We start from the raw sequence: 15212 nt of genomic DNA, 5'->3' as shown, positions 1-15212 counted from the left end.
CGTGGAGTTTCCGATCGAGTTGAGTGGGGCCAAGAACTCCACACTGATGTGGGCGCACGAGCACGAGGTAGGCGCGCGGGCCCTGCAGCAGCTGCGCAACATTGCCGCACTGCCGTGGGTGCACGGGGTTCGCGTCATGCCGGACGTGCACCTCGGCAAGGGCGCGACCGTCGGGTCCGTGATCGCGATGTACCAGGCCGTGTCGCCGTCCGCGGTCGGGGTCGACATCGGGTGCGGGATGGAAGGTGTCCTGACCTCGCTGACGGCTTCGGATCTGCCGGACGACCTGTCGCGTATCCGTTCCCGGATCGAGGCCGCCGTACCTGTGGGCTTCCGGGCTCACAAGGACACGGTCGGCGTACGTCGGCTGGGCCTGGACCCGCGCCCGTGGGACCGGCTGTGGGGTGCGTTCACGAGCCTGCACGACGGGGTGCAGGACCGCGAGCGCAAGGCCAAGCAGCAGATGGGATCGCTTGGCGGCGGCAACCACTTCATCGAGGTCTGCCTCGACGACGAGGACCGCGTCTGGCTGATGCTGCACTCCGGCAGCCGCAACATCGGCAAGGAGCTCGCGGAGCGACACATCCGGATCGCCCGGGAGCTGCCGCACAACGCGGACCTTCCGGACCGTGATCTGGCCGTGTTCCTGTCCGGTACGCCGGAGATGGACTCGTACCGTCGCGACCTCACCTGGGCCCAGGAGTACGCCGCCCGCAACCGCGCGGTGATGCTCGCACTGGTGATGCAGGCGGTGCGCGACTCGTTCGCCGTCGAGGTGCAGTTCGAGCAGCCGATCTCGTGCCACCACAACTACGTGGCCGAGGAGCACATCGACGGACTCGACCTGCTCGTCACCCGCAAGGGTGCGATCCGCGCAGGGCTCGGGGACCTCGGGCTGATCCCGGGGTCGATGGGCACCGGCTCGTACGTCGTTCGCGGACTCGGCTCGCAACGCTCGTTCTACTCGGCCTCTCACGGGGCAGGCCGCCGGATGAGCCGCAACGAGGCCAAGCGCCGCTACACGGTCGACGACCTGGTCGCCCAGACCAGCGGCGTCGAGTCCCGCAAGGACGCCGGGGTGATCGACGAGATCCCCGCCGCCTACAAGGACATCGACTCGGTCATCGCCGCTCAGGCCGACCTGGTCGAAGTAGTAGCCCACCTCAAGCAGGTCATCTGCGTGAAGGGCTGAACAACAACAAATGAGAGGAGGACCGGCTATGGCCGACCTCAGGAACAGGAAGCGGGTGCCCGGCGGTAGGACCGGTGCTCCGGTGAAGCAGGGGCATGCGTTGCGGCGGGTTCAGCTCGCCTGCGGGCATGTCCAGCGTGATCGGATCGCGCACGCGGGTGATCACGTGTGGTGTGAGGCCGACTGCTCCGACTGGATCCGCGTCGTTTCCGTCGAAGAGTAGTCACTCGGTTACGCCGCCCGTCGTCGTCAGGGGAGACGGCGGGCGGCTGATCAAACTCACCAGAACTCATCGCAACTTTCTCCACCGGCTGACCATCGTGGCGGTTGTACAGGTCTGTCACCGCCGGCCGGGGGGCCGCGGGCGAGTGGGTGGGGAAATGCATGATCAGAGGGTTACTGGTGCTCGGGCTCGTTACTGCGGGCCTTGCCGGCACCACCGGTGTCGCGACGGCTCAGACCGGGCCGGGGATCGCGATCGCCGCGGATCTACCGGAGCCTGAGGCGGCGCAGTTCGTGCCAGGGGCAACGAACGTGGTCCCGGCGACCGCGGTGGCCGCGAAGAGCGCCCAGGCGATCACCACGGCGGCAGGTGGCACCTACACCTGCCCGGGTTTCAGCACGGTCGACGACGCAACACCGCTGTCGTCCGTGATGCAGGACACCTATACCTGGGGCGGGTTCAAGCCGTACAAGGTTGGCGACGGCAAGGGAAACATCAACTGGAAGCTGAACCCGTACGGCAATCCCAGCTGGTACATGTGGTTCCACTCGCTTCGTTGGCTGGGCCAAGGAATCACGGCCGCCAGCCAGGGCGACACCGCCGCGATCGACCACGTGACGACGATCGTCCACGACTGGGTCCGCGACAATCCGTACTCCTGGAAGGGTGACGTCGGCGCCTGGGAGTCGACGATGCATCGCACCAACGTGATCATTTGCACCCGGCAAGCAGTCCTCGCCGGGCTGAACGTGACCACGCTGCCGACGCAGTACGCCTGGCTCGACGCGGCGCTGCTCGACCACGCGAAGTTCCTGGTCAACAACTGGAGCGGCGCCTGGAACCACGGCACCGACGAGAGCATCGCGCTGTTCGGCGTCGGCTGCACGCTCGACCGCACCGACTACATGACGCTCGCCCAGCAGCGCCTCAACGCCGGCATCACGACCTCGATCGATGCCGAGGGTTCGACCAACGAACAGTCGACCGCCTACGCGCAGTTCAACTACTCCCTGTGGGGCCGAGCCGTCGACGTACTGCGAGCCTGCGGCGCCGACCCCGGTACGACGATCACCGCGCGCCGCACGCTCCTGGCCAACTGGCTCGCCCTGGCAACGAACTCACTCGGCAACCTGCACCAGATCGGCGACTCCGAGGTCGTCCGTACGGCGCCCGTCGCCGGCACCCCGCTCGAGTACGCCGGCTCGCAAGGCGCCACCGGGGTCGCCCCGACCGACCGCGTCGGCATGTTCTCCGCGGGCTACGTCTTCGGCCGCTCCGGATGGGGCAACTTCGCGGGCCAGTCGTCGTACAGCATCAGGTACGGGCCGACACGGCAGCTGCACGGTCACAGCGACCACACGTCGCTCACCTACACCGCCCGCGGGCGGGACATCCTGATCGACGGCGGCCACGCCGGGTACCAGAACGACGTCTGGCGGACCTGGGCGAAGAGCCCGTTCGCCAGCAGCGCGATGACTACGCCGCTCTCGGCCGACACGCTGCCCGCGACCAAGCTGACCAGGTCCCAGGTGAAGCCGGGCGCCGACTTCTTCGAGTTCTCCGACGTACCCGGGCCCGGCATCAGCCGCGTCCGCGCCGTACTGGTGCTGAACAACCCGGACCTGATCGTCACGCTCGACCGTGCGTCGTCGAAGACCGCGCAGCAGTTCCAGACCCTGTGGCACCTGCCCGCGGACCAGAAGGCGACCGTGTACTCGCGGACGACCGCCCTGGCATCGAAGGCGGGCGAGGACACCCGGACGATCCTGTTCCAGGTCCCGTACCGGCAGGCACTGCCGCCCGGCGCGATCCTGCTCAAGCAGGCGCAGACCAAGCCGATCCAGGGCTGGACCTACCCGAACATCAACACCCGGCTGTCGGCGCCGACCCTGATGTTCGCCCGCTCCGGCACCACGGCGTCGATCCTGTCGTTCATCGCACCGGTCAAGGCCACCGGCGCCGTCACGTACGCGACCCGCTGGTCCGGTACGACGTACGTCGTCGACCTGACCGTGGCCGGCGTACGCACGTCGATCGGCATCACCGCGGGCGGCTCAATCTCCCGCCTCAGCTGACTGAGCCAGCACCGGGTCGAAGTGGACGGACAATGAAACCGCCGCTTCGGCCCGGCTGGCGAGGATGCGGAGGCGTACGTCGGCAGGCGCGATCGGCTCGGGCAACGTGAGCAGCCGGCGATACCCGATCGTCGTGCCGCGAGCGATCTCCGCCCACGAACCGTCGATCAGCGCGTCGACCGCGAACTCCTCAACCTGCTGCCCAGCCTCGATGTTCTCGCGCAGGTCCAGCACGTTGATCGTTGCCGGCAGCACCAGATCGGTCCCGTAGTACTCCCGAATGGCCGCACCGAACTCCAAGAGCGCAGCCACATCCGGGTCAGCGAACCGTCCACGCCGGTCCGGCGGGATGTTCAGCAGCAGTACGGCGTTGCGCCCAACCGACTTGCGGTAAATGTCCAGTAGCTCAGGCAACGACTTCACCGCCGCATCCTCGGACGCGTGGTAGAACCAGCCCGGCCGGATCGACACATCGACCTCTGCCGGGTACCACCGCAACTCGTCGGCCTGCGCCAGCTCATCGGGTCCGGCAACGGAAGGCGCCGTCTGCTCGGCCACCATCTGACCGGCGGCGAACGGTACGACGCTCCACTCGGTCTCGCGCGCGAACCCGTCCTCGTTCCCGACCCACCGCACATCCGGGCCGCCGATCGCGATCGTGGCGTCGGGCGCCAGCCGCCGGATCAGATCGAACCAGGCGTCGTAGTCGTACGCCTGCGCGCTGCTGGTCGGATTCGCGCCATCGAGCCAGACCTCGGCGATCGGCCCGTACGACGTCAGCAACTCGTGCAATTGCTGCAAGTAGAACCGGTTGTAGTCGTCGACCGTGTACGTGAACTCGCCGATGACCGACTCGACCGCTGGGCTGCCGTTGCCGTAATACCCGCCGGGCGCCTTCTCCTGATAGAGATCCGCGGGCGACAGGTAGATCCCGAAGCCAAGACCGGCAGCCTTGCACGCCTCTGACAGCTCGGCCACGACATCACCGGTATACGGGCTCGCGGCAACGGTATGCGGGAGGTACTTGCTCGGCCACAGACAGAAGCCGTCGTGGTGCTTGGCCGTCAGAATCACACTCTTGAACCCCGCGGCCACGAGGGTCTCGACCCACTGAGCGCAGTCCAGGTCCGACGGGTCGAACACCGCCGGATCGTCCACGCCGGTCCCCCACTCGAGATCCGTGAACGTATTCGGCCCGAAATGCACGAACGCCGTCAGCTCCTGCCGCTGCCACGCCACCTGCCTCGCCGACGGACGGATCTCGGACGGATCGATCACCGCAGTACCTTCCCGGGGTTGAGCAGGTTGTCCGGGTCGAAGGCGTGCTTGATCCGCCGGTGCAGCTCGAGTCCGACCGGCCCGAGCTCGGTCTCCAGCCAACGCGCCTTCAACGTGCCGATGCCGTGTTCGCCGGTGATCGTACCGCCGAGGCGGAGACCCAGCTCCATCACGGCGCCGAACGCTTCCAGCGCGCGCTCCTCGGCAGCCGGATCGTTGCGGTCGAAGACCACGGTCGGGTGCATGTTCCCGTCGCCTACGTGCCCTGGGCAACAGATCAGCACCTGGTACTTGTCGCCCATCTCGGCGATGCCACGCAGCAACGCAACCAGCTGCGAACGCGGTACGGACACATCGTCGATCAGTGTGGTCCCGAGTGGCTCCAGCGCGGAGTTGACCAGCCGCCGCGCCTCGAGCAGCATCCGCGACTCCTCGACGTCCGACGCCTCCGCGACCTCGATCGCGCCGTGCTCTACGCAGATCGCCGCGATGCGCGCAACGTCGTCGGCCGCACGAGGCCCGCGATCGGACTGGGCGAGCAGCATCGAGCCGACATCACCCGGAAGACCCATGTCGCGGTAGTCCTGGATCGCCCGCACCGTCGGTTGGTCGAGGAACTCCAGCAACGACGGCCGCAGTCCCGATGCCATCACCGCCGCGGCAGCCGCGATCCCGTCCTCGATCGAGCGGAACGTCGCAGCCGCCGTCAGCGCGGCCTCAGGCGCCGGACGCAACGACAGCGTCGCCTCCGTGACCACGCCCAACGTGCCTTCGGAGCCGACGATCAATCGGGTCAGGTCGTACCCGGCGACGCCCTTCGCCGCCCGGCGACCGGTGCGAACGACCTCGCCCGACGCGAGCACGACCTCCAGACCGCGCACGAAGTCCGACGTCACGCCGTACTTCACACAGCACAAGCCGCCCGCGTTGGTCGCGATGTTGCCGCCGATCGTGGACATCTCCCACGACGACGGATCCGGCGGGTAGAACAGTTCCCTCTCCAGCACGGCCCGGGAGAGATCCGCGTTCACCACCCCCGGCTGGACCACGGCGACCTGGTCCTCGACCGAGACCTCGAGGATCTGGTTCATCCGCGCGGTCGACAGCAGCAAGCAGCCGTCGATCGCGTTGGCCGCCCCCGACAACCCGGTCCGCGCGCCCTGCGTGACAACCGGTACGCCGAAGTCCCGAGCGGCCTGCAGGACCTCGACAACCTCGGCGGTCGAGGTCGGCCGTGCCAGCACCCGCGGTACGCCGGCCGGCGAGAACGTCGCGTGGTCGTGCCGATGGCTGTCCAGCACATCGGGGTCATCGACGACGGCCGCGTCGCCCAACGCGGATCGGAGCCGGGTTACGAGCGCATCGGTCATGCCTCATCCTGTTCGGCGAGCAGCCGCAGGATCAACTCCGCTCGCCGGACACGCTCCCGCCCGAGGGCTTCCGCCGTACCGGCGAGGTGCGCTCCGACCGGGTAGATGTTCGGCGCGTTGCGCAGGCCCATCTTCAAGTAAACAGGCGCGGCGACGCGGACGATCTCCGGTACGTCGTAGAAGCGGACGTGGCCGCCCTGGTCGTCGGGGACCTCGATGTACATGTCGATCGGGACCGTCGTCACCGAGCGGATCTCCGCGAGCACCGGCACCGGCAGGTCCGTCGACACGTTCAGGCTGGTTGCGCCGAGTCGCTCGTACAGCCGGGCAGTCGGTGCGTTCGGCAACGGCATCAGCACCGACGTCTTCAGCACCAGATCCGCGGGCAGCTCGCCCTCGATCTTCAACGCGCCGAGCAGCTCCAGTACGCCGATGTCGCCGACCAGCAGACTCCGTACGCCGAGCTCGACCGCACGGAACGCGTCACACAACGACGCCGCGACCTGATCGTTGCCCCGAGCAACACCGCCGACCGCGGCCGAGACCTTCGCCTGACCACCGATGTCCCACGCGCCGCGCGGCCCGAGGAACAGACACACCTCCACACCCGCGGAGGCGCCGAGCGAGAGCATCTCCTCGATCTCGCCGTCGGTCAGCATCATCACGCCGCTGCCCTGCGAGACCCGGTCGATCGTGATGCCGCGCGACTTGGCCTCCTCCAGCACCGCAGTCATCACCCGCGGCCCCTCGCAGGAGGGGATCTCGACCTTGTACGGCGATCCGTCGGGGAACGTCCTGGTCGAGCTGTCTCCCGGTCCGAAGCCGCGATCGGCAAGCAGGGCACGTGCTTCGCGAAGGTTCATCACTCGCTCCAAGGTCCGAGGCTCCCGGCCGACGTCAGATCGCGCGCCGTACCGGTGATCTCCAGGTCGAAACGCTCGGCCGCCTCGTTCAGCAGCGCCGGCGTCACCATCAGCTCGTGCGGAGACAGTGTGTCCTTGATCCGGGCCAGCCGCAGCTCGGACCAGTGCCGTCGCCCGCACATCGTCACGGCCGCGAGTACGGCGGCCTCGTCGTCCTCCATCACCATCGGCAGCCGCGAACGCCGCGCACCTCCGGCGCCGGACGTCAGCGCGTTCACGTAGCTGGCGCGGAGGTCAATCTGTTCCAGCAGCCGCGCCGGGATGACATCGGCCAGGCCGAGCCCGGACGCGTTCCCGTGCGATGCCGGCGACAGGGAGTGCACGCTGATCGTGGCAATCGAGGGCGACTCGAACTCCGGGATCCCGTGCACCCAGCACCGGCCGATCACGTTGGTGTCCATCCCGGCGCCGGACTTGTCCTTGCCCAGCTCATCGATCACCAGTACGTCGAGCTCGTCGAACGGCAGCCGCCCGAGCATGCTCGACGCCCTTTGCAGCAAGGCGTTCTCGGCCGCGCCGGCGATCCCGTCGGACTCGACGAACTCGACCGATGCGGTCTCGTCGAGCGAGTTCTCCAGGATCGCGAGGCCGCCGAGGATCTTGCCCTGTGCAACGACCATCCGGGCCGCGGCCTCAATGTTGCCGCCCAGCGACGGGATGCCGCCGGCGTGCAACGACGCGGCACCGCGATGGTTGCCGAGGCCGATGGCGAGGACCTTCGCGATCCCGCTCTCGATCTGCCCGTGGAAGTCGGTGTGCGGTTTGACCCGGTTCACCATGAGTACGCCGTCAGCCTTCGCGGCGATCGCGTCGTGGTGGATCTCGGTGCCGTCGTCGAGCGTGCCGACGACCACGGTCTCCATCGTCGCTTCGATCGGGCAGCCGATGGACTCGGGCGTGACGCCGAGCCCTTCGAGCATCTCGCGTTGCCCGTCCGCGGTCGCGCCACCGTGCGACCCCATCGCCGGGATCACGAACGGCGCCGCGCCGACATCCTTCAGCCAGTCGACGGCGGCCTTCACCACCGGCACGAGATCGCGGATGCCCCGGCTGCCCGCAGTCACCGCGATCCGGGCGTCGGGCAGGATCCGATCCCGGAGCGGTTCGAGCGCGGCACGTGCTTCGGCGTACGGATCGGCCGAGGTCTGCACGTCCGACAGGATCCGCCTGATCGGCGTCACCTGTGGGAGGGTGCCGGACGGCCGGAGCCCGCGGACGGCCTCGAAGGGTCCCCAGCTCATCAGTGACTCTGCCGTCCGACCGCTGACCCGGTGCGGCCGACCAGGAAGTCCAGGTCGCAGCCCTGGTTGGCCTGGGTCACGTGGTCGACGTACAGGCGAGCCCAACCGCGGTCCGTCTGCGGAGCGGGTGGCTGCCAGTCGGCGCGGCGCTTCTCGAGCTCCTCGTCCGACACGTCGAGATGCAGCCGGCGGGCCGCGACGTCGAGCTCGATCCAGTCACCGGTCCGTACGAGCGCCAGCGGTCCACCAACAGCCGCCTCAGGCGTGACATGCAGTACGACGGTGCCGTACGCCGTACCGCTCATGCGCGCGTCGGAGATGCGCACCATGTCGTCGACGCCGATCTCCGCGAGCTTGCGCGGGATCGTCATGTTGCCGACCTCGGGCATCCCCGGATAGCCGCGCGGACCCGAGTTCTGCAGGACGAGCACTGTGTCCTCGTCGACATCGAGATCGGGGTCCTCGACCGCCTTGTCGTACTCCTCGATGCTGCTGAACACCAGCGCCTTCCCGCGGTGCTGCATGAACCTCTCGGACGCCGCGGACTGCTTGATCACAGCGCCGTCGGGCGCCAGGTTCCCCTTCAGTACGGCGGTCCCCGCGCCGCTGCCGAGAGGGTCGCCGACCGGACGGATGACGGCGACGGGCGGCGCACCCTCCTGCCCGCTCCAGTCGGTCCGCTGCGCCTGTGCGACGTTCTCGCCCATGGTCTTGCCGGTGACCGTGATCGCGTCCGCCTTGAGCAGCGGCAGGATCTCCTTCATCACCGCGGGCAGGCCGCCGGCGTAGTAGAAGTCCTCCATCAGGTACTTGCCCGACGGCTGCAGGTCGACCAGCCACGGTACGCCGCGGGCCCACTCGTCCATGTCGTCCAGCGTGAGCTCGACGCCGACCCGGCCCGCGATCGCGAGCAGGTGGATGACAGCGTTGGTCGAACCACCGATCGCCGCGTTGGCCCGGACCGCGTTGGCGAACGCGTCGCGGGTCAGGATGTCGCTCGGCTTGAGGTCCTCCTCGACCATCTTCACGATCCGCTGGCCGGCCTGCTGCGCGATCGAGTACCGCCGCGAGTCCACGGCCGGGATCGCCGCCGAGCCGGTCAGCTGCAGACCGAGCGCCTCGGCCATACAGGCCATGGTCGACGCCGTCCCCATCGTCATGCAGTGCCCGTTGCTGCGGGACATGCCGGACTCGGCCGCCGCGAAGTCCTCCTCGGTCATCCGGCCTGCGTTGCGGTCCTGCGTGAACCGCCACACCGCCGTACCCGAGCCGATGTCGCAACCGCGGAATTTACCGTTCAACATCGGACCGCCGGTCACGACGACCGTCGGCAGGTCGACGCTGGCAGCGCCCATGATCGAGCCCGGCGTGGTCTTGTCGCAGCCGGTCAGCAGTACGACGCCGTCGATCGGGTTGCCGCGCAGCGACTCCTCGACGTCCATGCTGAGCAGGTTGCGGAACAGCATCGCGGTCGGGCGCAGCAGCGTCTCGCCGAGCGACATGACCGGGAACTCCAACGGGAACCCGCCGGCCTGCCAGACACCGCGCTTGACCGACTCGGCGAGCCGGCGCAGGTGCGCGTTGCAGGGCGTGAGCTCGGACCAGGTGTTGCAGATACCGATCACCGGGCGGCCGTCGAACACCTCGTCGGTGAAGCCCTGCGCCTTCATCCAGGAGCGGTGGATGAAGCCGTTGCGGCCCTTCTCACCGAACCAGTGGTCGAAACTCCGCCGTCCGATCGGCGCATCCGGCTCGTCAACAGTCGGTTCGTCACTCATCGCGTCACCTCGTCTGTGGTCACGGTCCCGTTCACCCGGCGGCTGATACCGGCCGGGTTCGAGTCCTTCAGTACGTCGGGCAGCACCGCATCGGGAGCGTCCTGGTACGCGACCGGACGCTGGAACCGCCGCGCCGCCGTCACGCCGACGCTGGTATGGATCGAGCCGACCGTCGACGGGAACGGGCCGCCGTGGTGCTGTGCCCAGGACACGGCAACGCCGGTCGGCCAGCCGTTCCACAGCACGCGTCCGGCGCGGGCGGTCAGGAGCGGGAGGAGTTCGCGGGCCAGGTCGGCGTCCGCGTCCTCCGCGTGAAGAGTCGCGGTGAGGTTGCCCTCGAATGCTTCGACAGCCTGCTTGAGCTGGTCGATGCCGTCGTACTCGACGACGATCGAAACGGGGCCGAAGCATTCTTCGAGGATCTCGTCGCGGCGGGCGAGCAGCTCGGTGACCGTGGTCTGCAACAGGGTTGCGGCACCGGCGGACCAGACTCGGACGCCATCGACCTTCTCGAGGCGGTCGAGGCCGGAGCTGAAGCCGTCCTTGATGCGATCGTTGAGCATCGGCGCATCGGCGACTCCGCCGACTGCCTCGACGAGCTGCTCCTGCAGGCCGTGGCCGGTCGGCAGGAAGAGCAGGCCGGGCTTGGTGCAGAACTGTCCGACGCCGAGCGTGAACGAACCGACGTACCCGCCGGCGATGTCCTTGCCACGGGCATCGATCGCCGCTTGGGTGACGAAAACCGGGTTGAGGCTGCCGAGTTCGCCGTAGAAGGGGATCGGCTCGGGGCGGGTGACCGCGATCTCGTGCAGCGCCTTGCCGGCCGGGACCGAGCCGGTGAAGCCGGCTGCGGTGATGCGCGGGTCCTTCAGCGCGGTGACGCCGACGTCGAAGCCGGCGATCAGGCCGAACGTTCCGTCCGGGGCGCCGGCGGTCTTGAGCGCCTCGATCATCACCTCGGCGGTCCGCGCGGACAGCTCCGGGTGGCCGGGGTGCGCCTTGACGATGACCGGGCAGCCGGCCGCCAGTGCGGAGGCGGTGTCGCCGCCGCAGACGCTGAACGCGAAGGGGAAGTTGCTGGCGGCAAATACCAGGACCGGGCCGAGCGGCACGAGTACGCGCCGCAGGTCGGGCCGCGGTACGGGCTTGGCCTGCGCGTCGGCCGTGTCGATGATGACTTCCAGCAGCGAGCCTTCTTCAAGGACGTCCGCGAACATCCGCAGCTGGCCGGTGCTGCGGGCAACCTCGCCGGTCAACCGGGCCTGAGGCAACGAACTCTCGCGCATCGCGATCGGGACCAGCTCGTCGGACGCGGCGTCGAGTGCATCGGCCACCGCCCGGATCCAGCCCGCGCGGACGGCAGGCTCGGAGGCGCCGAACGCGGGAGCCGCCGCGGAAGCCGCAGCCAGTGCCTGCTCGAGCTCGGCCGGCGTGGTGTCCTGCGTCATCGGGTTCCCTCCAGGTTGTCGGTGGCGAGGAACGCGAACGGTTCCCGGCCTACGGCCACGGTATTCGTGAGGGTGCCGACCTCGTCGATCGTGATCGTGATGACATCGCCCTCGGCGAGCGCGAAGTCCAGCTCGGGAACGATGCCGGTCCCGGTCGCGAGGATCACGCCGTCGGGGAAGTCGTTCGGCAGGAACAGTACGTCGATCAGGTCCTGGAGATCCCGCACCAGCTTCGCCGTCGACGTGGTGTCCGCGAACACCTCCGCGCCGTCACGCTCGATCACCAACCGGATGTCGAGGTTCTTCGGATCGGAAACCTCCCACACCGGGCGGATCCCCGACGCGAGCGCGCAGCCGCCCGCGAACAGCTTCGCCTGCGGTACGTACAGCGGGTTGACGCCCTCGATCGAGCGCGAGCTCATGTCGTTGCAGACCGTGAACCCGACGATCTGACCGTGGCTGTTGGCAACCACCGCGAGCTCCGGCTCCGGTACGTCGTGACCGGAGTCGGACCGGATCCCGACCGGCTCGCCGTCCACCACGACCCGCCAGGCCGGCGCCTTCTGGAACAGCTCGGGCCGGTCGGCGCTGTAGACCTTGTCGTAGACCGACTGCTCGGTGCTTTCCTCCATCCGGGCGCCGCGCGACCGCTCGTACGTCACACCCGCGCACCAGACCTCACCACGGCCGTCGAGCGGCGGCAGGAACTTCAGCCCCTCGACCGGCTCGCCCTCCCCCAGCTTCCCGACCGCGCCCTGCAGGTCCTCGAGCGGGAGTTGCAGCAGCTCCGCGAACGTGTTGATGCCGGGAAGCGATGCCACCGTGTCTCCGGTGCGCACACCAGGGATCGGGCGACCGTCGATCGGGGACAGATAACGGACCAAGTGCATTGACAGGCCTTTCACATCGACGTACCGAGCAGACCACGGGTGATCTGGAAACCGACATTGCCGGAGGCAACTGCTTTGGGGACGAGCCGGCGGCTGGCGACCGCGGCGATGGTGTCGAGCCCGATCCGCGCCTGCTCGGCCGCGTCACCGGTGGCGACCGCGTCCAGGTCGTCTCCGTACGTCGCGACCGTCTCCGGGTCGTTGCTGAACTCAACGACCGGTACGAACCGCTGCGCCGACAAGGTGCCGCCGGCAACATGCGCGAGGACCTGCTGGACACCGGTCGCGCCGAAGCCGGTCGCGGTCTCCATCCAGTCCGTCCCCGGCATCCGCATCACGTGCCAACCCGGCGCCGCGAGCCGCTGCCCGTGCGCGACAGTCGGCCCGACCGGATCCGCCGACCCGAACGCCGCAGTACGGAACCCGTCATGCGCAAGCAGAGCACCACGCGACGACAGTACGACGGAACCGCCCGAGCCCACGATCTCGCGGCCGATCAACGCGAACGCCTCGGCAGTCGCATCCGAGAACGAACCTCGCGCTTCTAGGCCGACGGTAAGCGCACCGAGGTCCCCGCGCTCGTCAGCCGGAGCGGTGAGGTCGAAGCTGCTGAACCAGTCCTTCACCTTCTCGCCGACTGCATCGAGACCGCCATCCGCCTGGATGCTCGCCCAGCCGAAGCGGGACGGGTCGGCGCCGGCCTCGACGAGTCGCGAGCGGAAGTAGTCGTTGTGGGTCTTCTCGCAGCCGTGTTCGAGCAGCAGCGCCATCCGGGTGTTCGGATGCAGCAGATAGCCGAGCATGATCCGCGCGAACGTCTCCTCGGACGCGCCACCACTGCTGCCACAGCCCTCGGTGTGCGGGAGAGCGACCATCCGGGTGACGGCGTTCCCGGCCCATTTCTCCAGCTCCGCCTGGGCTGCGATGCGTAGCGCGATCTGGCCGGAGCAAAGGCTGGTCGGAAGGATCAGGCCGACCGCCTCGGGCACCAACCTGTCGTCGACCCGTAGTAGCTCCGTGGAGGTCTTTGCGTCCGACGTCAGCCCGGTGTGCGGCAGGCCGTCGAGCGGGGCGTCGCGATCCTCGGCCGGGAGGTCGGTCAGCTTGCGGCTCATCCGGCCGTCGGTGGTGATCGAGATCCCCTCGACCGGGCCGACCTGCTTCCAGTTCCGCCAGATCGACACCTGGCTGTGGCCGGCCCGCTCGCCCGCGCTCTTCTCCCCGGAGGCGACCCGGATCGTGAGGCCGAACGTGTCCGCGGTCAGGTCCGCCATCGGCGTACCGGTCAGATACTTGCCTGCGTCAACGTCCATCTCGGCATGCAACCGCTCGTACCGGGCGCTGGTCGTGACGAACTTGAGCGTGGGCACGAACGGGAAGTTGGTGATCGAGCCGTTGCCGGTGGTGAAGAAGATCAGGTTGCAGCCGCTGCCGATCTGACCGGCCACCGATTCCAGGTCGTTACCCGGGCTGTCCATGAAGATGTAGCCGTTGCCGGGCAGCGGTTCGCCGTACTCGATGACGTGGTCGAGGCGGACCTCGCGCGGAAGCTTGCGCGCGGCACCGATCGACTTCAGCACGATGTTGTACAGCCCGCGGTACACGTTGCCGCCGGACGGGTTTCCCTCGGCGGTGTGGCCGTGCCAGCCGACGCGTTCCTTGAACGACTTGATCGTGGCGAGGAACTTCTTCGCGGTCGCGAGGTCGCGGACGTTCTTCAGTACGTACGGCTCGGCGCCGATCAGCTCGTCGGTCTCCGCGAGCACCGCGGTACCTCCGTGCCGGATCAGCTCAGCGCTGACCTGACCGGCGAGCGGGTTCGCCGAGATGCCGGAGAACGCGTCCGAGCCGCCGCACTGCAACGCGATCTTCAGATCCGCCAGCGGGACCTCCTCGCGCTGCTGCGCGTCGACGACCGGCAGCCACGGCTCGATCAGCGCGCCCGCGATCGTCAGGTCGTGCTCGAAACCGGCCTTCCGGGTGAAGAACGCGTGCGGGACCTTGATCGACGGGTAGCCGTGCTCGGCCATGAAATCCTTGATCGCCCGGCCCGAGACGACGTCGCCCTCGGTGTCGACGATCAGGACGGCGCCGACGTTCGGGTTCAGCGTGAAGCCGGCCAGCGTGGCGAGCAGGAAGTGCAGGTTGTTCGGTACGTCGTCCTCGCCGCCCTCGGTGTGCGCGACCGGTACGACGCCGTCGCCGGCCGCCGCGCCGTCGAAGCGCCGCGCGAGCTCGGTGACGAACCCGCTGCTGCGCGAACTGGTCGCCATCAGTACGACGTGGTTGCGCGTGCCGGCCGGGCCAAGTTCGCGGGGGTAGCCGAGGAACGTGCCGGGCTGCTCGACGCTGGTCACCTGGGCACCGAAGCTGAGCGCGGACTCGTCCAGCTCGTACGGGTCGAGGGGCTCGTTGGTCGCGGACGGCTCTGCCGGCAGGCCCTCGACGCCGCGGGCGGTGACGGCGGCGAGGCTGGTCGGCGTACACACATAGTCACCGGGGACCAGGTCGCGGGAGGCGCGGGCGAACGCGGTGTTCCACGAGGTCAGCGCGTCACCGGTGCCGGTCGGGGTGACCACGAAGCGGTGGCCTTCGAGCACGGTGTGTGGCAGCGTCACCGTCGTACCGTCCAACTCGACCTCGGTACCGGCCTCCAGCCGCCGGGAGGCGATCGCGACGTTGTCCCCGGGCTCGGGCAGAACGCCGACCTCTTCGAACCTCACCATTCGTTCGCGCCTTCCCATAGCTTGCTCTGGGCGGAATCGTGCATGATGCATGATTACCAGTGTTACCC

At 68.5% G+C, this 15212-nt stretch carries 11 protein-coding genes; 3 read left to right on the top strand and 8 right to left on the bottom strand.

The features are described from left to right. Position 1: 1 nt before the first annotated feature. From FDA38_RS24220 to FDA38_RS24210, 3 genes are all read left to right on the top strand, one after another. The gene (locus tag FDA38_RS24220; protein ID WP_233714887.1) at positions 2 to 1192 is read left to right on the top strand and encodes an RtcB family protein; all 1191 of its coding nucleotides are present in this window, start codon (positions 2 to 4) and stop codon (positions 1190 to 1192) included. A 28-nt stretch (positions 1193 to 1220) separates the two neighbouring features. After that, positions 1221 to 1415: a hypothetical protein gene (locus tag FDA38_RS24215; protein ID WP_130442383.1), complete on the top strand. Its 195-nt coding sequence runs from the start codon at positions 1221 to 1223 to the stop codon at positions 1413 to 1415. A 161-nt stretch (positions 1416 to 1576) separates the two neighbouring features. Next, a complete protein-coding gene (locus tag FDA38_RS24210) occupies positions 1577 to 3490 on the top strand; it encodes a heparinase II/III domain-containing protein (protein ID WP_137256355.1) in 1914 nt (637 codons plus the stop codon). Here the strand turns inward: FDA38_RS24210 and FDA38_RS24205 are convergent. From FDA38_RS24205 to FDA38_RS24170, 8 genes are all read right to left on the bottom strand, one after another. Beyond that, positions 3470 to 4768, bottom strand: a complete 1299-nt coding sequence (locus FDA38_RS24205; protein ID WP_170989848.1) for an alpha-L-fucosidase — start codon at positions 4766 to 4768, stop codon at positions 3470 to 3472. The two genes, FDA38_RS24210 and FDA38_RS24205, sit on opposite strands and share 21 nt — an antisense overlap. Then, positions 4765 to 6138 (bottom strand): FAD-binding oxidoreductase, encoded by a 1374-nt coding sequence (locus FDA38_RS24200; RefSeq protein ID WP_137256353.1) that lies wholly within the window; start codon positions 6136 to 6138, stop codon positions 4765 to 4767. The genes FDA38_RS24205 and FDA38_RS24200 overlap by 4 nt, the downstream gene beginning before the upstream one ends. Continuing rightward, the gene (locus tag FDA38_RS24195) at positions 6135 to 7001 is read right to left on the bottom strand and encodes a U32 family peptidase (protein ID WP_137256352.1); all 867 of its coding nucleotides are present in this window, start codon (positions 6999 to 7001) and stop codon (positions 6135 to 6137) included. The genes FDA38_RS24200 and FDA38_RS24195 overlap by 4 nt, the downstream gene beginning before the upstream one ends. Beyond that, positions 7001 to 8302 carry a nickel pincer cofactor-dependent isomerase, group 22 gene (locus FDA38_RS24190; RefSeq protein ID WP_137256351.1) on the bottom strand — a complete coding sequence of 434 codons (1302 nt, stop codon included), beginning with the start codon at positions 8300 to 8302 and terminating at the stop codon, positions 7001 to 7003. The genes FDA38_RS24195 and FDA38_RS24190 overlap by 1 nt, the downstream gene beginning before the upstream one ends. Continuing rightward, positions 8302 to 10080, bottom strand: a complete 1779-nt coding sequence (locus tag FDA38_RS24185; protein WP_233714886.1) for an IlvD/Edd family dehydratase — start codon at positions 10078 to 10080, stop codon at positions 8302 to 8304. The genes FDA38_RS24190 and FDA38_RS24185 overlap by 1 nt, the downstream gene beginning before the upstream one ends. Then, complete coding sequence (locus FDA38_RS24180) at positions 10077 to 11528, bottom strand: aldehyde dehydrogenase (NADP(+)) (RefSeq protein WP_137256350.1); 1452 nt, start codon at positions 11526 to 11528, stop codon at positions 10077 to 10079. The genes FDA38_RS24185 and FDA38_RS24180 overlap by 4 nt, the downstream gene beginning before the upstream one ends. Beyond that, positions 11525 to 12349, bottom strand: coding sequence for a fumarylacetoacetate hydrolase family protein (locus tag FDA38_RS24175; protein ID WP_233714885.1), 825 nt, complete (start codon positions 12347 to 12349; stop codon positions 11525 to 11527). Before FDA38_RS24175 ends, FDA38_RS24180 begins: the two co-directional genes overlap by 4 nt. 80 nt (positions 12350 to 12429) lie before the next feature. After that, positions 12430 to 15144 carry a UxaA family hydrolase gene (locus FDA38_RS24170; protein ID WP_233714884.1) on the bottom strand — a complete coding sequence of 905 codons (2715 nt, stop codon included), beginning with the start codon at positions 15142 to 15144 and terminating at the stop codon, positions 12430 to 12432. Between the last annotated feature and the right edge of the window lie 68 nt (positions 15145 to 15212).

It is taken from the genome of Kribbella jiaozuonensis (assembly GCF_005233875.1).
Lineage (GTDB): Bacteria > Actinomycetota > Actinomycetes > Propionibacteriales > Kribbellaceae > Kribbella > Kribbella jiaozuonensis.
Note: the sequence above shows the minus strand (reverse complement) of the source record. Positions and strands in the feature narration are given on the sequence as shown.

Coding starts and splice junctions, on each gene's coding strand:
- FDA38_RS24210 (WP_137256355.1), top strand. CDS start 1,577: ATGATCAGAGGGTTACTGGTGCTCGGGCTCGTTACTGCGGGCCTTGCC.
- FDA38_RS24195 (WP_137256352.1), bottom strand. CDS start 7,001: ATGAACCTTCGCGAAGCACGTGCCCTGCTTGCCGATCGCGGCTTCGGA.
- FDA38_RS24185 (WP_233714886.1), bottom strand. CDS start 10,080: ATGAGTGACGAACCGACTGTTGACGAGCCGGATGCGCCGATCGGACGG.
- FDA38_RS24200 (WP_137256353.1), bottom strand. CDS start 6,138: ATGACCGATGCGCTCGTAACCCGGCTCCGATCCGCGTTGGGCGACGCG.
- FDA38_RS24180 (WP_137256350.1), bottom strand. CDS start 11,528: ATGACGCAGGACACCACGCCGGCCGAGCTCGAGCAGGCACTGGCTGCG.
- FDA38_RS24215 (WP_130442383.1), top strand. CDS start 1,221: ATGGCCGACCTCAGGAACAGGAAGCGGGTGCCCGGCGGTAGGACCGGT.
- FDA38_RS24190 (WP_137256351.1), bottom strand. CDS start 8,302: ATGAGCTGGGGACCCTTCGAGGCCGTCCGCGGGCTCCGGCCGTCCGGC.
- FDA38_RS24170 (WP_233714884.1), bottom strand. CDS start 15,144: ATGGTGAGGTTCGAAGAGGTCGGCGTTCTGCCCGAGCCCGGGGACAAC.